The following is a 19,538-nucleotide window of genomic DNA, read 5'->3' as shown; positions in this document are numbered from 1 at the left end:
AGTCATTACGTGATGACCTTGTTCCGGGGGAGGCCCAATTTGTCGGTGAGACCTGTTAGCTTCGTGCGCCATGCGGCTGCTGCACACGTCCGACTGGCATCTGGGCCGATCATTTCACCGCGAAAGCCTACTTTCGGCCCAGGCGGCGTTCGCCGACCACCTGGTCGAGACGGCGCGGTCCGAACGGGTCGACGCCGTACTGGTGGCCGGTGACGTCTACGACCGGGCGCTCCCGCCCGTAGACGCGGTGGCCCTGTTCGACGACACGCTGCGGCGGTTACGCGGCTTGGGCGTGCACACCGTGATCATCAGCGGCAACCACGACTCACCGGTCCGGCTCGGCTTCGGCGCCGGCCTGATGGACCGCATCCACCTGCGCACCGACCCCCACCAGGCCTGGTCACCCGTTGTCGTGAACGACGTCGCCTTCTACGGGATTCCCTACCTGGAGCCCGAGCTCGTCCGCACTCCGTGGAACCTTCCCGAGCGCACCCACACGGCCGCCATGACCCACGTCATGGATCGCGTACGTCTCGACGCCGCCCCCTCGAAGGTGGTGCTGGCCCACGCGTTCGTCCTGGGAGGGGCGGCCAGTGACAGCGAGCGCGACATCACCGTCGGCGGGGTGTCCCACGTGCCGCTGCGCGTCTTCGACGGCATGTCCTACGTGGCTCTGGGCCACCTCCACGGCCGCCAGACCATGAGCGAGCACGTCCGCTATTCGGGCTCTCCGATCGCCTACTCCTTCTCCGAGGCCGATCACGTGAAGGGGTCGTGGCTGGTCGAACTGGGCGGCTCGGCGGAGTTCGTGCCCGCGCCGGTGCCCCGCCCGCTCACCCGGATGCGAGGGCACATCGACGACCTGCTCGCCCTGCCGACGTCGGAAGACTGGATCCAGGCGACCCTGACCGACCCCGTCCGCCCGAAGGCCGCGATGGAGCGGTTACGGGCCCGCTTCCCCCACACGGTCGACCTCCAGTTCGCCCCCGACGACGTGCCCGAGGCGGCGCCCGCGCGCGCCCGGCTGGCCGGGCGGCCCGAGATCGACGTGGCGCTCGACTTCGTCCGCGAGGTGCGCGGCGAATCCGCCGATCCCGACGAGAGGCGAATCCTCGAAGAAGCCGCGATGGCCTGCCGGATCAAGGAGACGATGGCCTGATGCGTCTCCACCGGCTGACGATCTCGGCCTTCGGCTCCTTCCCCGGCACGGAAGAGGTCGACTTCGACCGGCTCGGCGAGGCCGGGCTGTTCCTGATCCACGGGCCGACCGGGGCGGGCAAGACGACCATCCTCGACGCCGTCTGCTGCGCCCTGTTCGGCGTCGTGCCCGGTCAGCGCAACGACGCGAGATCGCTGCGGTGCGACCACGCGCCGCCGGGCACCGGCCCGCATGTCGTGCTGGAGACGACCATCCGGGGGCGGCTCCTGCGCGTCACCCGGTCGCCCGCCTGGGCCCGGCCCAAGCTCCGGGGGCAGGGCACCATCCAGGAGCAGGCGAAGGTGATCGTCCAGGAGTTCAAGGCCGGCGACTGGGTGTCGGTGACGGCCCGCAACGACGAGGCCGGCGACTTCATCGGCCAGCTCCTCGGCATGAACGCCGCCCAGTTCGGCCAGGTGGCGATGCTGCCGCAGGGCGACTTCGCGAAGTTCCTGAAGGCGTCCGGCGACGACCGCCGCAAGCTGCTCGAACGCCTGTTCACCGTGCGGGTCTTCACCGACATGGAGAAGTGGCTCGCCGACCACCGCCGCGAAACAGGCCGGATCGCCGACCAGATGGCCGATGAGGTCCGCGCCCGCGCCGACCGCATGCGCGGCGCCGCGGGACCCGACCTGTTGTCCCAGGTCGCCGACTCCGACGACCCGCTGGAGTGGTCGTCCGCCCTGCTCGCCGCCGCCACGGCCGCCGTCACCTCGGCCGAGGCCGCCGTCTCCGACGAGGCCCTGCGGCTGGCCCGCGAACGCCTGACCGAGGCCCGCGACCTGGCCGACCGCCGTCGCCGCCACACGGCGGCCCGTGTCCGCCGCGACGAACTGGAGGCCCGCGCCGAGGAGCGCTCCGACCTGGAGACGATCCTCGACGAGGCGCGCTCGGCGGCCCAGGTGGTCCCGCTGCTCGACCAGCTGTCCTCCCGCGAGCAGACCGCCGCCACCGCGTCGTCGGCCTTCGAGGCGGCCACGAGGGGTCTGGCCGAGACCGACTACCGCCTGGCCGAACGCACCCGCCACGACGAGCTGATCCGCCTGGAAGAGGCGCTCGGCGACGAGGCCCGCCTGCAGGCGGTGGTCCGGGAACAGACCCACCTCAACGACGAGATCGCGACCCTGGAGAAGCGCCTCCAGAGCATGTCCGACCGCTTGGAGGCCGCCACCGCCGAACTCTCCGAGGCCGAGGAACAGCGCGCCGCCGCCACGGTCGCCGAAGCCGCCCTCCCCGGCGCCGAGGCCTTCCGCGACCGCGCCACCGGCCTGCTCGAAGCGGTGCGCCACCGCGACACGATCACCGCCGACCTGGCCGAGGCCGTCGCCGCCCGCACCGCTGCCGGCCATCCGGGCTTGGACGAATCCGAGCTCACCGCCCTCGAACGCGACCGACGTGACGAACTCGCCCGCCTCCACGCCCTCGACGCAGAAGAGTCCCGCCTGACCGTCCTGCGCGCCGACCGCGAGGCGGCCGACACCGAGACCGCGCGCCTGGCCGGAGTCGAGGCCCAGCTCGCCGACCGCCTGACCACCCTGCCCGGCCTCCTGGCCGAGGCGGCGGCCAAGCTGGCGACCTGCCGCGAACAGGCCGCGGCCCTGCCGGCGGCCCGCTCCCGCCTGCTCGCGGCCGAAGAACGCCTGGGCGCGGTGATCCGCCGCGACGAACTCGCCGCCGACCTGGCCGAGGCCGAAGACGTCCGCCGGATGGCCGTCGACGCCGCGCAGGCCGCCGTCGACCGCCTCCACGAGATCCGCCAGGCCAGAATCGACGGCATGGCCGCCGAACTGGCGGGCCGCCTGTCCGAGGGCGACCCGTGCGCGGTCTGCGGTTCCCCCGACCATCCGGCCCCCGCCGAGCCGCTGTCCGGCATGGCCACGGCCGACAACGAGGAAGAGGCCCAGGCCGAGGCCGACACCGCCCAGTCGGCCCGCGAAGAGGCCGAATCGGCGGTCATCCACCTGTCCAACCAGCACGAACGCGCGTCTGACGCGTCCGACGGTCTGTCCCCTTCCGAGGCCGAAGAAGCTCGCCACGCGGCCCAGGCCGACCTGACCGAACTGGAGACGGCGGCCTCCCACCAGGGGGAACACCACGACGAGGTCACCCGCCTGGAAGCGGCCCTCGACGTGGCTCGGGAGAGGGAGGCCGAGACCGCCCTGGCGCTGCGCGGACTCCAGACGAAGGAAGAGACCTCACGAGCCGAGGAGGAGCGGATCCTGGTCCGCCTGTCCGCCGCCTTGGACCCGGGCGAGACGGTCGCCTCCCGCCGAACCCGGCTGACCGGCGAGGCCGCTGCGATCAGCGCGGCCCTGGCGGCGGCAACCGAGGCGACAGCTCTGTCCGATCGTCTGGCCGAGGCCAGACGCCAAGTCGCAACGGCGACGCGGGGCACCGCCCTGGAATCGGGCCATCGCGCCGCCGCTTCAGTTGGGCCTCTCGAGCTCGGAGAGCCAGGTGCCGGCGAAGCAGGTTCGCCGGGCGTGAGTTCTTTTGGCGAAGGTCCAGCGGGGAGCGGTCAGGTTGGCGTGGACTCGTCTGCTGAAGGTCAAACGGGGACCACCGGGGATCCTGCGGTCTGGCCTGACGTCCCCGCAGCTCAAGACCTGTTGGCCAAGGCCGAGCAGGTCGTCGGGGACCTGACAGCCACCATCGGTCGCCTCTTGGCCACTCAGCGGACCTCCGGGCGCTTGAACGAAGAGGTCAGGAACCTCCGGTCCCGGGAGACCGACGACACCAAGCTCCTCGTGGAGACTCAGGCCGCCCGAGGCCGGTTCGCCCAAGAGGAACAGCAGCTGAAAGTCCGTCTCGACCGCCTGCGCGGCGACGACGCCTCCATCCACGACCGCGTCACCCGCCTGCGGGCCGAAACCGGCGCCTACCGCCACGCCGCCGAGGTCTCCGAAGCTCTCGCCGAGGCCAGAAGAGAACTCGCCGCCGCCAGGAACACCGCCCTGTCCGCCGCCGTGGACGCCGGCTTCACCGGCCTCGACGACGTGGCCGCCGCCCGCCGCAACCCGGCGGAGATCGACGAGATGGGCCGCCGCCTGCGCGAACTGGGCGACGAACTGGCCGCCGTGGTCCGCACCCTCGCCGACCCCGAGCTGATGGCGGCCGCCGCTCTCCCCGAGCCGGATATCGCCGCTCTGCAACAGGCCCACGACGAGGCCGACGCGGCGCGGTCGGCCCAGGTCTCGACCCGCGACCGCGCCGCCGCCCGGCTCACCCAGCTCAGGGCCCTGGCCGGCGAACTCACCCGGGCCCAGGAACGCCGCGCCCCTGCCGACCGCAGCCACCGGCTGGCCCGCCGCATGGCCGAACTCGCCAACGGCACCTCATCCGACAACCAGTGGGACATGCCCCTGTCGTCCTATGTCCTGGGCGAGCGCCTCCGCCAGGTCGCCGACGCCGCCAACGAACGCCTCACCCACATGTCAGACGGCCGCTACCTGCTCCAATACGACGTCAGGAAGACGGCTGGCCACCGAGGCAGATCGGGCGGCGGCCTGGGCCTTCGCGTCCTCGACGCCTGGACCGGCATCGACCGCGACCCGGCCACCCTGTCGGGCGGCGAGAGCTTCATCACCTCCCTGGCCCTGGCCTTGGGGCTCGCCGACGTCGTCGCGGCTGAGGCGGGCGGCGCGGAACTCGGCACCCTCTTCGTCGACGAGGGCTTCGGCACCCTCGACGAGGAGACCCTCGACGACGTCCTCGACATCCTCGACTCACTGCGCGAGGGCGGCCGAGCGGTCGGCGTGGTCAGCCACGTGGCCGAACTCCGGGTCCGCATCCCCACCCAGCTCCGGGTTCGCAAAGGTCGGGCCGGTTCGACTTTGAAGTGACGACGGACCGGGCTCACCTGCCTGGAACTAAGGACCTGGCTGCGCTGATCTTGCGTCGCTGGTTCGCGCCTGGCCGCCCAAGGGAAGCCGTTGGAAGGCCGCCGCTCGGTAGCAACGCCCGCTACCGATAGCGGTGGTTTCCAATGTTCGGGCGCGCTAAGAAAGCAATTTGTGCGCTGCCTGTTCGATTTCCTGTTCGCTCAGCAGCACATGGTCGGCCGCCGCGCCCAGCGGCACGAAGCTGTCCTGGGAGGTCACCCGGGCTATCCGGCCGGTGAATCCGTTGTCGATCAACGCCGTCACGATGGCTTCCGACACGCCGCCCGTTCGCCGGGTCTCGTCCGCTATCAGCACGTTCCCGGTCAGTTCGGCCGAGCGCATCAGGTCGTCGATCGGCAGAGGCGAGAGCCAGCGCAGGTCCAGGACCCGGCACTTCTTCTCCTCCTGAGTCAGCCGGACCGCGGCGCGCAGGCTCATCCGGAGGCCGTTGCCGAAGGTCACGATCGTCAGGTCCGTCCCGTCGCCGTAGGAGCGCGCCCGTCCCACCGGCACGTGCGTCTCGGCCCATCGCGAAGGCGCGGCGTAGGGCGCGGCCCAGCCGTTGTCGCCCTCGTCGAACAGGTCGCGCGTGTGGTAGAGCGCGATCGGTTCGACGAACACGCACACCGTGCCGTGGGCGCGGGCCGTGGCGAGGCAGGTCCGGAGCATCGCGGCGGCGTCGTCGGGGCGGGCGGGGGCCGCGACCACCAGGCCGGGGATGTCCCGCAGCGCCGCCAGGGAGTTGTCGTTGTGGAAGTGCCCGCCGAACCCCTTCTGGTAGGCGAGGCCGGGGACTCGTACGACCAGAGGGTTCTGGTAGGCGCCCTGGGAGAAGAAGCTCAGCGACGACGCCTCGCCGCGGATCTGGTCGAGGGCGTTGTGCAGGTAGGCCAGATATTGGATCTCGGGGACCGGGGTCAGGCCCGAGACGCCGGAGCCGAGGGCCAGGCCCAGGATGGCCTGTTCGTCGAGCAGGGTGTCGAAGACGCGGTCGGTGCCGAACTGGCGCACGAGGTTGCGGGTCACGCCGTAGACGCCGCCCTTGCGGGCCACGTCCTCGCCGAAGACGATCATGCCGGGGTCGTGGATCATCTGGTCGGCCAGGGTCCGGTTGATCGCCTGGGCCAGGGTGAGGCGGCCCTCGTCCTCCGGGAGCGTCCGGAAGCTTCCCTCGCGTTCCGGTGACGACCGGGCCGAGTCCGTCGCGACCACGACCGGGTCGCGTGGGGAGAGGGGGGCCATGATGTCGCGGGCGCTGGTCAGCTTCGGGCGGCGGGACGCCTCCTCGGCCATGCTGAGCACCTGGTCGCGCTCGGCCTCGTACCGCGAAAGGAGACCCTCCGGCGTCTCCAGGCCGGCCTCGACGAGGAGGCGGGCGGTCGCCACGAGCGGGTCGTGATCGAGGTCGGCGGCGATCTCGCGGCGGGTGCGGTAGCCGATCTCGACGTCGGAGCCCGCGTGGCCCATCAGGCGGACCGTCTTCAGGTGCAGGTAGGCGGGCGCCCGGTTCTCGCGGGCGTGGGCCACCGCGCGGAGGGCGGCCTCGTAGGTCTCGGCGACGTCGGAGCCGTCGGCGGTGAAGTATTCGATCAGGCCCTGCCGCGACGCCTCGACCCAGCCGGGCGGGGTGCGGACGCTGATGCCGATGCCGTTGTCCTCGCACACGAACAGGATCGGCAGCGGCAGGCCACGATAGGTGCCGTAGGCCGCGGTGTTGAACCCCGACAGGGCGCTCGCGTGGTTGACCGAGGCGTCGCCGAAGCTGCAGACGGCGATCGCGTCGGTGGGCCACGTGCCGGGCGCCCCCAGCAGGCGGCCGCGTTCGATCGCGAACGCCACGCCGACCGCGCGGGGCAGGTGGCTGGCGATCGTGGAGGTCTGCGGGATGACGGCCAGGTCGGGGTGGCCGAAGACCTTGTGACGTCCACCGGAGATCGGTTCCTCGGCCGAGGCGGTCAGGCCGAGCAGGACGTCGCGCACGCCCTCGTTGGCCACCCGCCCCGCCTGCGCCGACCGGGCCAGGTAGAAGGCCCCGGATCGGTAGTGGAGCAGGGCAGGATCGGTCTCCCTGAGGGCCAGGGCGACGGTGGCGTTGCCCTCGTGACCGGCCGAGCCGATCGTGTAGTAGCCCAGGTCGGTCTCGCGCAGGCGGCGCGCGGCCACATCGCAGAGGCGGCTGGCGAGCTGGGCGTCATACACCCTTCTGGCCTGTGTCCCGGTCAGTGGTGAGCCTGGTCTGACCGGAAGCTCCGGGTCACCCTTCTCTGCCGGGGGGCGTAGCGCCCCGACGACCTCGGCGAAATGCGTCTCAACAGTGTCCCGCGCCACATGCCCGATTATGTCGGCACCTCGCGGGTGCCGTCCTGCCCCTTGCGCATACGCGCCACATTTGACACGTTTTCATGACAACGTGTCAGGCGATCAAACCATTTGGCCACAAAAGCCGTCTACTAGTTAGGAAAAGCGCGGCACCCTCATGTCGCGCGTTCAACACTCTGGGGGAAGGAAACCACCCGCATGTTGAAACGCATCAGCGCCGTGATTCTCGCGGCGGCTGTGGCATCGGTGGGATTAGCCACCGGTTCCGCGGCGAACGCCACTACGGTGGACAAGCCGACCGTCACCGATCTCACGATCAGCCCGAGTCCCGTGGTCGTGACCGGTCGTGACAAGGTCACCGCGACGTTCACCTTCGTGGTGGGCAAGGCGGCCAAGAACGTCGAAGCGACGATCGCGCCCCGGCGCGGCAAGGCCGAGGCCCTCACCCTGACCAAGCCCGAGGGCACTCCGGACGGCAAGTACTCCGGAACGTTCCCGTTCGGCCGCGGTCAGTCGGCCGGTGAGTGGAAGCTGGTCGTCAAGGCGACCAACGATGGCGGCGTCACCGAGGCCACCAAGGAATTCAAGGTGGTCCAGGTCTGGTCCACCGACATCGTCAGGTTCGGTGTCAACCCTGAGCCGGCGAAGTTCGGCTCCGTCCTGACCGCGTCGGGGCGCCTGGTCATCAACGGTTCCAAGGGCCACGACGGCCTGAAGAACCAGAAGGTGACCATCCTGTTCAAGGAGAAGGGCTCCTTCCGCTGGAAGCGCGTCGCCTGGGACCGCACCAACTGGCGCGGTGACTTCTCCGTCCGCGTCAAGGCCTTCAAGTCCGGCTGGTGGAAGGCCGAGTACGAAGGCGTCCGCGGCTTCACCCACGGCTCGAGCAGCGACAGCGACCAGGTCACCGTGTTCAGGCCGCGCCCGCCGAAGCCCGATGCGGCCAGCCGTGTCGTCGACTTCAACGCCTCCCCCGAACCGGTGAAGAAGGGCAAGAAGCTCTCCCTCATCGGCGAGCTGCAGACCTGGGACCACGGTCGCTGGGACGGCTACAAGGGCAAGGTCGCCGTCTGGTTCAAGGCGAAGTCGGGCAAGTGGACCTACGTGAAGACCGCGTGGACCGACGGCTCGGGCGAGTTCGCGACCACGGCCACGGCCACGAAGTCGGGTGACTGGAAGGTCCTCTTCGAGGGCGACAAGGACACCAAGCCCAGCAACAGCAAGTCTGACTGGGTGCCCGTCAAGTAACACCCGTACATGAGAGTGCCCGGGACACCCCACGCGTCCCGGGCATTTTCTTATTCGGTACGTCTGAAGCGCGCCACCGCGAGCTGGAACAGCGCCAGCCCGATCAGCGCCACCAGGACCAGCTCGAACCAGATCGGCAGCCGCCAGTCGAACCAGGTGATCCCCGGGTTCAGCACGGCCGCGACGTGCGGTTCCACGGTCAGGTGGCCGAAGACCGCCTGCCGCATGGGGTCGACCGCGTAGGTCAGCGGGTTGATCACGGTCAGGATGTGCAGCCAGGCCGGCAGGTTGGACAGCGGGTACATCGCGCCGGACAGGAAGATCATCGGCATGATCGCCATCTGCATGATGCCGAAGAACGTCTGCATGTTCTTCATCCCGGCGGCCAGCAGCGTGCCGAACGCGGTGATCGTGAACGCCGCCAGCAGCATCTCGGCCAGCAGCGTGATGATCAGCACGGGGTCGTACGGCACCCCGACCAACCCCGCCATGGCCAGGATGATCACGCCCTGCCCGGTGGCCACGAGGGCCCCGCCCAGGCACTTGCCGAGCACGATCGCGCCCCTGCTGACCGGCGCGACCAGCATCTCGCGCAGGAACCCGAACTCGCGGTCCCACACGATCGAGGCGGCCGAGAACATCGCCGTGGTGATCACCGTCATGGCGAGCACCCCGGGGTAGATGAAGGTCCGGTAGTCGACGCCGGGGATCGCGTTGCCGACGATCGAGCCCAGACCCGTACCGAGGACGAAGAGGAAGAGAATCGGCTGGGCCAGCGAGGACACCAGCCGCGTGTGGTCGTTGACGAACCGCAGCATCTCGCGCCGCAACACGACCTTCACCGCGCGCACGTCGTGGGCCAGGCCGCCCGTGGGCAGCCGGACCTCGGCGATGTCCGTCGTCGTCATCGGCGCAGCCTCGCTCTCATCATCTGGTTCATCCCCCCGGAGGACTCCTCTTCGGCGTCCCGGATCGTCGAGCCGGTGTAGTTCATGAACACGTCGTCGAGCGTCGGCCGGTGCACGCTGACCCCGGTGATCGGCAGCCCGAGTCCGGCGAACAGTTTCGGCACGAACTCCTCTCCTGAGGCCACCGCGAAGGTCACCGCGCCGTCGTGGACGCCCGCGTCGAGGTCGAACCGCTCTTTCAGCGCCGCGATGGCGGCCTGGTCGTCGGACGTGTGGATCTGCACCCTGTCCTTGCCGATGCTGGCCTTCAGCGCTTCGGGGGAGTCGATGACGACGATCTCACCGTGGTCGATGATCGCGATGCGGTCGCAGTATTCGGCCTCGTCCATGTAGTGGGTGGTCATGAAGATCGTGATGTCCTCGGTGCGGCGGAGCTTGTTGATGTAGCCCCAGATCGCCGAACGGGTCTGCGGGTCGAGCCCGACCGTCGGTTCGTCGAGGAACAGCACGCGGGGGGAGTGCAGCAGGCCCCGGGCGATCTCCAGGCGGCGCTTCATGCCGCCCGAGAAGGTGCTGACCTTGCTGTCGCGGCGGTCCCACAGGGCCACCATCTCCATGACCTGCTTGAGCCGGTCGCCCACGGCCGATTTGGGGACGCCGTAGAGCTCGGCGTGAAAGCGGAGGTTCTGCTCGGCGGTGAGGTAGGAGTCCAGGGTGGGGTCCTGGAAGACCAGGCCGATGTTGCGCCGGACCTCGTCGCGTTCGCCGACCACGTCGTGGCCGGCGACGCGGGCGCGTCCGCCGGTGGGGTTGATCAGGGTGCAGAGCATGCTGATCGTGGTGGACTTGCCGGCCCCGTTCGGGCCGAGGAAGCCGAACACCTCTCCGTGCGCGACATCGAAGCTGACGCCCCTGACCGCCTCGACCTTGCCGTAGGACTTCTTCAGGTCGGTGACCTCGACGGCGTTCATCGATCTCCTTCCTCGTCGTCGTCACCGGCGAGGATGCGGAACATCTCCCGGCGGGTGTTCTTCAGCAGTTTCTTGGTCTGGGCCACCTGTTCGTCGGTGGCGACCTGGGTGAGATGGATGAACGCCTCGGCGAGCTGACCCCAGAGCAGCCGCATCTCGTGGCGGTCTTCGGTCAGGCTCTGGGCCACTTCGGTCCAGGGATCGGGTCCTGTACGGCTAGTCGCCGCCGCCTGGCCGTCGTCGGTCAGCCGGTAGACGCGGGTGCCCGCCGACTCCGCGGCGACGACCAGGCCCTCGTCCTCCAGCTGCTGGAGCGACGGGTAGACCGAGCCGGGGGAGGGCCGCCAGACGCCGCCGCTGCGGCGGGAGATCTCCTCGATCATCTGGTGACCGTTGCGGGGTTCCTCGGCCAGCAGCGCGAGCAGCGCGGCCCGGACGTTACCCCGTCTGACCTGGAGGAGGGATGGTATGGGGGGAACAGGCATGACGAAGCCTCCAACTATCGAGATATTCTCAAAGATATATCTCGATAGTTGAAGATGTCGATGTGATTTACAACCAGTCGCGCGCCTTGAACACCAGGTAGAGCGTGACGCAGACACATCCCATGAGGAACACCGCGAACGGGTAGCCGAGGGCCCAGTGCAGCTCGGGCATGTGGTCGAAGTTCATCCCGTAGATCGTGCCGACCAGCGTGGGCGCGAACAGGATGGCCGCCCACGCGGAGATCTTCTTGACCTCGTCGCCCTGCGCGATGCTGGCGCTGGTGAGTCTGGTCATCTCCTCGTTCTGGGCCTGGCCGACCAGGGTGGAGTTGACGATGAGGATGTCCTGGAGCATCTGCCGGAACCCGGCCACCCGCTCGGTGACGGTGATCGCGTGGTCGGACACGTCGCGCAGGTAGCTCTGCAACTCCGGGTCGACGCCGAACTTGGGGGCGTGCTGGATGAACCCCTCCAGCATCTGGGCGAGCGGCACGGTGGCCCGCTGGAACTCGATGACCTCGCGGGACAGTTCGTAGATGCGCCGGGGGGCCGCCGGGTCGCCGCCGAAGACCTGCACCTCGATCTCGTCGATGTCGTTCTGCAGGCCGGCCACGACCGGGGCGTAGGCGTCGACGACGGCGTCCATGATCGCGTACAGAACGGCTTGGGGACCCTGCCGGAGCAGGTCGGGGTCGTTCTCCATGCGCTTGCGGACCAGCGAGAGGTCGGGGGCCTCGCTGTGGCGGACGGTGATGACGAAGTCGGGGCCGAGGAAGACGTGCAGCTCGCCGAACTCGACCTCCTCCTCGGCGTCGAGGTAGTTGGCCGCCCGCAGCACCATGAACAGGGTCTCGCCGTAGCGGTCGGCCTTGGGCCGCTGGTGGGCCACGATGGCGTCTTCGATGGCGAGGTCGTGCAGCCCGAACTCCTCGGCGACCTTGAGGAGCTCGCTGTCCTCGGGGCGATAGAGACCTATCCACGCCATCGAGCCCGGGTTGGCGCGCAGTGAGGCGAACGCGCCCGCGAGGGACAGGGGTGAGTCGACCCGGTGTCCGTTCAGGTAGATGGCGTTGTCGATGACACTCTGTTTGACCAGGATGTCTTCGGGCTTTCTGGGGTCCATCGAGGCCTCGGGGGAGGCGTCACGTCTCATCCACGTCCGCATTCGAAGCTTTGCCACACGGTGACGGTATCCCCCCATACTCGGATCAATCCTCTGAGGTGCCAAAGCCCCTAGGCTTCTCCCTGGACGAGACGCTCACGGCCGTAGGCCGCTGTGGTTCGCGCTGTGAATCTGCCTCAGAAGGTGGCCCCCCTGAAAGCCCTCTGGAACCAGCTCATCGACACCCACCCGGCGCCCGCGCTGTGGGTGATCGCGGTCGCGGGAGTCGTGGCCTTCGGCATCGTGGCATACCCGCAGACGTGGCACCTGTCACGGGGTCTGATCACGATCGCCCACGAGGGCGGCCATGCCTTGGTGGCCGTGCTGACGCGCCGCAAACTGCGCGGCATCCGGCTCCACTCCGACACCTCCGGGGTGACGCTGACACGCGGCCGCCCGACCGGTCCCGGCATGGTGCTGACGGCCGCGGCCGGATACATCGCCCCCTCGCTCGTCGGCCTGGGCGCGGCCTGGCTGACCGACGCCGGGCACGTGACGCTGCTGCTCTGGCTGGTGCTCGGCCTGCTCACGTGCATGCTACTGCTGATCAGGAACGTGTTCGGGGTGGTCTCGCTGCTGGCCGTCGGCGGCGCGGTGTTCTGCGTGTCGTGGCTGGCGCCGCCCGACGTCCAGGGCGTGGTGGCCTACGGCGCGGCGTGGTTCCTCATGCTGGGCGGCGTGCGCCCCATCCTCGAACTCCAGCGCAAGCGGCGGCGCGGCCGGGCCCCCGATTCCGACGCCGACCAGCTCGCCCGGCTGACCCGGGTCCCCGGCGCATTCTGGGTGTTTCTGTTTTTCGTGGTGTCCCTGGTGGCATTGGGATACGGCGGCTATTTGCTGGTGATGTGAAGAAAAGTCGTGATTTCGGCGGCTTCACGATCGAGTGGAATTGTGGCGCTCGTCACTACTTTGTTTCGCTCGATCGACCACGTGCCGATGATCGTTCCGTCCTTGACAATGGCCGGCCGGATGATTCCCCCACCGGGGGCGATCGTGGCCGGTGGAACGGTCATCGGGGCACGTTCCTTCCAGCCGAGCAGAAACTCATCGAATGCGGGCAGTAGCCGTATCCCTTCCCACGGCTCCTTTTCCGGTACGACCTGATAGGCACTCTGCGCGTCTTTCAGGCTGAGCCCCGACCAGTAGGCGAGGTCCTCGGGCGTGGCCGGGGCATGGCACCGCGCGTAGCGCAGGCCGAGCTCCCTGAGCGCGCGGTCGCGGTCGGGCTCGAAGGCGATCGGCGCGCCGAGCCAATCTGCGGTGTGGACATAGGTGGCCTTGCCGTTCCGGTCGGGACCGAGCACCAGCCTGCCCTGCTCGGCCGCGACAGCGGCCAGATGGACGATCGCCTGGCCTTCCGCTTTGAGTCTTTGACCGAGTTCGGCCTTGGTGAGGGGCCCTTGCCCGAAAGTGGCCTTCTCGACGCGTTCCGCCAGGTCGTCGCCAGTGACGCCGAGCTGGGCGAGCCGTCTGGCGATCGTCGCTGTCGAGGACCGAGTGAGGGAGAGCAGCCAGGGCAGGTCATCGGTCCTGATCAGGTGCAGTGTGCCCCGCGGACCCCAGGCCCGGACGATCTCTCGCCTTTCGATGGCTTCCTGCACATCGTGCCTGGTGAACCCGGCGCCCCGGGCGCGCAGCGCGAGCGCCGCCGCCCTCGAATCCTGAGCCTGTACGGCCAGGAGCTCTCTGACGAGCTCGGGCACGCCCGTCCTCGGGCGGTCGAGGAGTTGTGCGGCGGCCCGCCTCGGCCATGGATCGTTCACGGGTCGATCTTAGGAACACGGAATGTCGGAGGGGTGCCCTACGGTGGGGCGCGTGCTTCCCGAGACACTCGACTCGGCGCTGTCCGACGAGGCGGTGCTGGTCACCTACCGCAGGATGTTCGCCGCGCTGGCCCGCGACAGCGGCGCCGTCATCGACGACCCCGCCTTGGTCGACATCGCCGAGACCCTGTTCGCGGCGTTCGCCGAAGCGGGCGAAGAGTGGCTCACCCACGAACAGATGCGCCACGCGTGCCGGGCCCACCCCGTCGAGCAGTTCGAGAACCGGCTCCGGGTCCTGCGCGGCCTGGGCGCGATCCGTGAGGTGTTCCCCAAACCCAACCAGCTCCGCTATCGGGCGTCGTTCACCTCGGTCGTCGGCCTGATGTTCATCCGCCGCATGATGGACGACGGCGGCCAGAGCGAGATGCACCGCCTGCTGGCGCTGGAAGACCTGACCGTCGCGGGCCCCCGCACGACGATGGACCAGGCCCGCCGATCGGCCGACATGCTGTCCCGCGCCTTCCGCCTGTGGGCCCTGGAACTCGTGACCCTGACCACGGGCACGATCGAGGAACTCCGCGAACAGGCCCCCAAGCTGTGGGGCACGGAGGAGATCGCCCGCCGCGCCCAGAGCCTGCACACCACGATCCTCACCCGCTGGCCCGACCTCGACCGTGTCTGCACCGACCTGCGCTCGGCCATCTACGCCTACAGCGACGCCTCCCGCCGCGCGGCCGGCCGCCTGGCCGACTCGGCCGGCACGACCCGGAACCTGACGCTGCTGCCGGCGGAGACCTGGCGAACCTTCGCCCAGACGGCGTCGAGGGAACGGCTCGCCGACGTGCTGGAAGGTTTCGTCTTCGACGCCGCCGCACCGTGGCACGACCCCGGCGCGATCGTCCGGGCCGTCGACGAGGCACCCCGCCCGGTGCCCGTGCGTCCCGCACCACCTCGCTCGGCTCTCCCCGACGACGGGGCTTCGTCATCGCTCACGGCGGCCGCCCCCGGGCGGTTCGCGGAGGTGGCCGAGTCGCTACTGGGGGATCGGCAGGCCGTGGCCCTGGAAGAGGTGCTGATAGGAGACTGGTCCACGATCCGCCGGGTGCTCGCCGACCTGGCCTCCGCGGACCTGCATCCGGAGGCGCCTTACCGGCTGGCCTGGTCCGACACGCTCACGGCCGATCCCGCGGGGCGGCCGAGCTGGCTGTCGCACGGCCGTCTGGAGCGAACCGATGGGTGAGGGCCGGATTCATGGGTGAGCTTCATGCTGAGGCGCGATCGTCTGGCCTGGTGGCGCTGACCGGGTCCGTGCCGCCCGGGTTCGTCCGGGTAGGGGCAGTCGGGGTGCCCGTGTGGCCCGACGGGGCGTCGCCCTCGTTGCTGGAGGAATACCAGATCGCGTCCTCGCCCGTGGAGCGGGCGGGGGAGACGCGGCGGGTGCTGGCGTGCTGTCTGCGCATGTGCTGGGCCGATCTCGACGCCGAGCCGTGGCCCGGCGTGGTGGCGGCGGTCGACGACGTGCTCGCCTGCTATCGCACGATGGTCGGCCGGACCGACGACTCCGTGCGGAGCTGGGCCGTCGGGGCGCTGCGGCGGCTCCACGACACCGGCTGGATCGTGCTGGCCGGAGACGGGACTCTGCGGCTCGGGCCGCGCTGTGTGCTCTGGACCGCCGACGGCCATGCTCAGTTGCGGGAGCTGATGCGGCGCATCGCCGCGCCCGCGCCTTCAGGTGAGGTGACCCCGGTCGTGGAGTCGCGCGACGAGGGGCCGGAGGAGTTCGGCGACCTGCTCGGGGCGTTCGACGAGCGGCGCAGGGCCGAGCTCGTGGCGGCGTTCGTCGCGGTCGAGACGGCGGCCGAGCCGGTGCACGAGGCGCGGTTCGCGGCGTTGCGCGATCCGGCGCTGCGGCGGGCGCTGATGGAGATGCTGGCCCGGCGCGGGCGGGTGCTGCTCCAGCGGAAGGACTCGTGGATCTCCGGCTACGCCGACGCCTACCGGGTGACCTCGCTGCCGGAGGCCGAGCGGGCGGTGCTGGCGCTCGTGCTGGTCCACACGGTGGCGATCCCCCGGGCGGAAGGGCTGCTGGGGGAGGACACCTGGTTGTCGCCCCATCCGGTCGCGACCGAGGAACTGCGGCGGCGCACCCTGCTGCCCATCGGTGAGCTGGAGGCGGCGCTGCGGTCGCTCCGCCAGGCGGGCCTGATCGCCCAGCAGAAGACGAGCGAGGAAGGCGCGGGCGGCTACGTGCCGGGGCCGCAGTTCCACCGGCTGACCCGGGCGGCCCGCGCGCGGCTGCAGGAGGAACTCATCCTCGCGGCCGGTCCGCAGACGCCGCTGGCGGTCGCCATCAGGGGCAAGCGACGCCGCCACGAGCCGCAGGGTTCGGACGAGGTGGCGTGATGGATGTTCGGTTCGGTTCGGAAAGGGGGCGGGGATGACTGAGGTCGTCGATCTGAGTGGGGACAAGCCGGGGGAGCCCGGGGCCTCCGGGTTGTTCCAGGTCGTCGTGCCGATCGATGACGTGCGGCCGGTGCGGGTGCCGCAGGACAACATCGTCGGCGATCGGGTGCTGGTGGCGTTTCAGCCGGTCAACATCTCGCGGTTGTCGACCCATACCGTCCCGATCGTGCCGGGCACGCTCGTCGTCGTCGCGGGGGCCGGGCCGAAAGACTCCAACGGGGCCGGGAAGTCGTCGTTCATCGCCGCGATCACAGCGCTGCTGGGCGACGAGCAGTGGCGATTCGCCTCCGGGGCGAAGGCCGTCTCCGAGCTTCTCTTCAACGCCGAGCTGGCCGCCCACGGCGACCAGCAGTGGGCCAGCGCCGACCACGGCTACATCGTCGGGGTCTTCGACGTGCCGTCGGCCGGGGTGCCGGTGACCGTGTGGGTGCGGGTCAACCAGGAGGCGCCGCATCTGGAGGTGCGGTGGGCCGAGGGCGTCCACCTGGCGAGTGCCGCCTCGGAGGCCGAGCGGGTCACCCACGCCGACGTCATCTGGTCGGGGCTGCCCAAGAGCGCCGGGCGGCGCGACGTCGTCGCCCGCGACCTGACCAAGGTCCTCTACGGCGACCGCGTCAGGTGCGTGTCGTTCCTGTCGACCTCGGTACGCAGCAAGGTCGCCACCAACCTCCTCTCCCAGCCCCTGAACGAGATCTCGCCCGACCGCATCTTCGAGGCCATCGCCGCGCTGACCGGCCTCGACGCCGAGCTCGACCAGGAACGCGAGGCCCGCCGCGACGAACACGCCAAGCGGGTCCGCGCCGACGACGCCCGCCGGCGCCTGGCCGACTTCGAAGACGAGTCCCGCCACCTGCTGGCCGCCTTCGACCGCCGCGACCGGTCCCGCGAACGCCTGGCCGACGCCCTGAAGCACTGGCGCGGCAGGCTGGCCCGCCGGGCCGCTGACGCCGCCGGGTCCGAGGCCGTCCTGACGGCGCAACGGGCCGAGTTCGACGCCGCCACCGACACAGCCGAGACCGCGATCGCCGAGGTCAGAGCCGAGATCGCGGCGCTGCGAGACGACTCGCTCGACCGCGCGCTGTCGGCCGCCCGAAGGGAACTGGCCGCCGCCCAGGCCAGCGCCGCCCGCGTCGAGGCCGAACGCGCGGTCGCCCAGAACACCGCCGACCAGCTCCGCGCCCAGATCCCCGCCCTGGAGGAACAGCGCCGCCGCGCCGACGGCCGTGACCCGGAGCAGGCTCGCGCCGAACTCACCGAGGCCAGGAAGGTACACGCCGAGGCGCTCAAGGCCCTGGGCGTCGCCGACCGCGAACACGAGACCGCCCAGGCGGCCCTCCGCGACGCCGAGAACGGCCCGGCCGCCGTCCAGCTCACCGCGCTGGGCCTGGCCGGAATCCCGGCGGCCGGCCTCCTCGACGCCCTGGACGTCGCCGAACAGACCCGCGACGCCGGCGCCCGGCACGCGAACGGGGCAGGCGCCCGTGACGCCTCCGCGCGCGACGCGGTCGTGGTCGACTCCGCCGACATGGCCGCCGCCGCGAAGGCCCTGGCCGCGCTGCCCGGGTCTGTCGTGGTCTCGTCGTCGGGCGTGACCGTCGTCGGCCAGGCCGAGTCGCAGGTCACCGGTCGAGAGGCCCGCATCAAAGCCGTCGCCAACCGCGTCGAGCGGGCCGTCGCGGCGCAGGAGAGTGCCGCCGCCGCCGTGAAGAAGGCGGAAGACGGTGTCACCGGCGCCGAACGCCGGGTCGAGGGCGCTGAGGCCGCCGACCGGCTGGCGGAGCTCGCCACCCGCCTGACCGCCCAGCGTGACCGGCTCACCGAGCTGACCACCGCCGCCGCCGAGCTCACCCCCGTCCTCGACGCCGCCGAGGAGCAGGTCGCCGCGCTCGACTTCCGGGCCCGCACCCGCGACGTCGAGGCCGACCGCCTGGAGGGCCGCCGTCACGCCCTGGCCGCCCGCCGCGACGAGGCCCGCGCGGGCGCCGCCCGCATCGAGGCACAGCGGGTCGCCCTCGGGCTCGACACCCTGGTCAGAGACTGGGGCGGCACGATCGAGGGGGCGGTCGAATGGCTCGCCGACAACGAGCTGAGCGCCGACGAGTGGTGGCGCGCCGCCGAACGCCATCTCGACGCCGCCCTGCGCGGCGCCTTCGACGACGGCGAGGAGCTGCCCGACGAGCTCGCCTACCTCATCGCGGCCCGCAAGGACGGCCGCGCCGCCGAGGAGCTGGCCACCTTCCAGGCGGTGTGCAACGCGCTGGGTTCCTACCTGCGGGCCCAGGAGGAGTTCGAGCGCCACCAGCGCCGCCAGATCGAAACCCAGATCACGACCCGCCACCGCGACCTCGCCGCCGCCACGAGAGGCGCAGAGGAGGCCGCCCAGTCGACCGCCGTCCACCGTGCGACCCTGACGGAGGCCATCCGCGCGCGCCTGGCCCGAGTGTCCGAGGAGTTCGACCGCCTCGACACCGGCTACGGCGGCTACGGCGCGTCCCTCGACTTCCCCGTCCCTGCCGCCCCCGCCGACCCGGAACAGCGCTGGTCGTGGCGGGTGATCCCGAAGTGGAAGCGCGGCGAGGGTCAGGGCTACGTGCCGTACAACCGGCGGGCCAACACCGCGCTGATGGACGAGAAGGCGGTCAAGCTGGTCTGTGCGGCGGCGATCGCGTCCAGCGGAGGCAAGCACCTGACGCTGGTCCTCGACGAACTCGGCCGCAACCTCGGCAAGGAACACCGCCGGGAGGCCGTCGCCCTGTTCCGCCGCATCGGCGAGACCTACGGCATCACCGTGATCGGCGCGCTCCAGGACGACATGGAGCCTTACGCCATCGACGCCTGCGGACAGTACGTAAAGCTCCGCAGGTCATCCGACGCGATGGCCTACAACGAGCCGCCCATCATCATCGCCCACGACAAGCACGCCGACCGTGTGCGGATGCTCACGGACTATGTGACCCGCACCTGACCGGGTAGGTGCAGGCGGGCCGACCGCACACCCGGGATGGGTCTCGATCCACCGCCGGGCCGCGCCGTCGTCGCCCTCCCCGCACGTCCGATCCAGGAGGTGCGCCCCTGATGGAGCGCCGGGGCGAGCCTTCAAGGCCGGGTCTTCGGCCTGCCTTCGCGCAAAGCGACCGAAA

At 70.5% G+C, this 19,538-nt stretch carries 13 protein-coding genes; 7 read left to right on the top strand and 6 right to left on the bottom strand.

Annotation, left to right across the window (positions count from 1 at the left end; translation table 11 throughout):
* Window positions 1-70: 70 nt before the first annotated feature.
* On the top strand, window positions 71-1,159 hold the full coding sequence (locus tag AW272_RS13020) for an exonuclease SbcCD subunit D (protein WP_066364098.1): 1,089 nt from the start codon (window positions 71-73) through the stop codon (window positions 1,157-1,159).
* Window positions 1,159-5,040 carry an AAA family ATPase gene (locus AW272_RS13015; protein WP_066364096.1) on the top strand — a complete coding sequence of 1,294 codons (3,882 nt, stop codon included), beginning with the start codon at window positions 1,159-1,161 and terminating at the stop codon, window positions 5,038-5,040. The genes AW272_RS13020 and AW272_RS13015 overlap by 1 nt, the downstream gene beginning before the upstream one ends.
* A 156-nt stretch (window positions 5,041-5,196) precedes the next feature.
* Here the strand turns inward: AW272_RS13015 and AW272_RS13010 are convergent, their stop codons facing one another.
* Window positions 5,197-7,407, bottom strand: a complete 2,211-nt coding sequence (locus AW272_RS13010) for a thiamine pyrophosphate-dependent enzyme (protein WP_066364094.1) — start codon at window positions 7,405-7,407, stop codon at window positions 5,197-5,199.
* A 189-nt stretch (window positions 7,408-7,596) separates the two neighbouring features.
* Between AW272_RS13010 and AW272_RS13005 the strand changes: the two genes are divergently transcribed.
* Window positions 7,597-8,646, top strand: coding sequence for a hypothetical protein (locus AW272_RS13005; RefSeq protein WP_066364093.1), 1,050 nt, complete (start codon window positions 7,597-7,599; stop codon window positions 8,644-8,646).
* 50 nt (window positions 8,647-8,696) lie between these two features.
* On the opposite strand, the gene AW272_RS13000 is transcribed toward AW272_RS13005, so the two are convergent.
* The 4 genes from AW272_RS13000 to AW272_RS12985 all read right to left on the bottom strand — a co-directional run bounded on the left by AW272_RS13000 (window position 8,697) and on the right by AW272_RS12985 (window position 12,163).
* Window positions 8,697-9,554 carry an ABC transporter permease gene (locus tag AW272_RS13000; RefSeq protein ID WP_066364092.1) on the bottom strand — a complete coding sequence of 286 codons (858 nt, stop codon included), beginning with the start codon at window positions 9,552-9,554 and terminating at the stop codon, window positions 8,697-8,699.
* Window positions 9,551-10,525, bottom strand: a complete 975-nt coding sequence (locus AW272_RS12995; RefSeq protein WP_066364091.1) for an ATP-binding cassette domain-containing protein — start codon at window positions 10,523-10,525, stop codon at window positions 9,551-9,553. The genes AW272_RS13000 and AW272_RS12995 overlap by 4 nt, the downstream gene beginning before the upstream one ends.
* Entirely contained in the window at window positions 10,522-11,010 is a 489-nt protein-coding gene (locus tag AW272_RS12990; RefSeq protein WP_066364089.1) for a PadR family transcriptional regulator, read from the bottom strand. The genes AW272_RS12995 and AW272_RS12990 overlap by 4 nt, the downstream gene beginning before the upstream one ends.
* Window positions 11,011-11,077: 67 nt before the next feature.
* Entirely contained in the window at window positions 11,078-12,163 is a 1,086-nt protein-coding gene (locus AW272_RS12985) for a magnesium and cobalt transport protein CorA (protein WP_245657493.1), read from the bottom strand.
* 141 nt (window positions 12,164-12,304) lie between these two features.
* Here AW272_RS12985 and AW272_RS12980 point away from each other — a divergent pair, with 141 nt between their 5' ends.
* Window positions 12,305-13,021, top strand: coding sequence for a M50 family metallopeptidase (locus tag AW272_RS12980; protein WP_066364697.1), 717 nt, complete (start codon window positions 12,305-12,307; stop codon window positions 13,019-13,021).
* Here AW272_RS12980 and AW272_RS12975 read toward each other — a convergent pair.
* Complete coding sequence (locus AW272_RS12975; RefSeq protein ID WP_083958262.1) at window positions 13,003-13,935, bottom strand: winged helix DNA-binding domain-containing protein; 933 nt, start codon at window positions 13,933-13,935, stop codon at window positions 13,003-13,005. The two genes, AW272_RS12980 and AW272_RS12975, sit on opposite strands and share 19 nt — an antisense overlap.
* A gap of 52 nt (window positions 13,936-13,987) precedes the next feature.
* Here AW272_RS12975 and AW272_RS12970 point away from each other — a divergent pair, with 52 nt between their 5' ends.
* Genes AW272_RS12970 through AW272_RS12960 form a run of 3 tightly spaced genes read left to right on the top strand, consistent with a single transcriptional unit; the run spans window position 13,988 to window position 19,363 of the window.
* The gene (locus tag AW272_RS12970) at window positions 13,988-15,175 is read left to right on the top strand and encodes a hypothetical protein (protein WP_245657488.1); all 1,188 of its coding nucleotides are present in this window, start codon (window positions 13,988-13,990) and stop codon (window positions 15,173-15,175) included.
* 11 nt (window positions 15,176-15,186) lie between these two features.
* Window positions 15,187-16,338, top strand: coding sequence for a hypothetical protein (locus AW272_RS44990; RefSeq protein WP_245657486.1), 1,152 nt, complete (start codon window positions 15,187-15,189; stop codon window positions 16,336-16,338).
* Window positions 16,339-16,372: 34 nt separating this feature from the next.
* A complete protein-coding gene (locus AW272_RS12960; RefSeq protein ID WP_157518521.1) occupies window positions 16,373-19,363 on the top strand; it encodes a coiled-coil domain-containing protein in 2,991 nt (996 codons plus the stop codon).
* Window positions 19,364-19,538: the final 175 nt, after the last annotated feature.

Source organism: Herbidospora mongoliensis, from assembly GCF_001570545.1.
GTDB lineage: Bacteria > Actinomycetota > Actinomycetes > Streptosporangiales > Streptosporangiaceae > Herbidospora > Herbidospora mongoliensis.
This window is presented reverse-complemented; position numbering and strand designations above follow the sequence as displayed.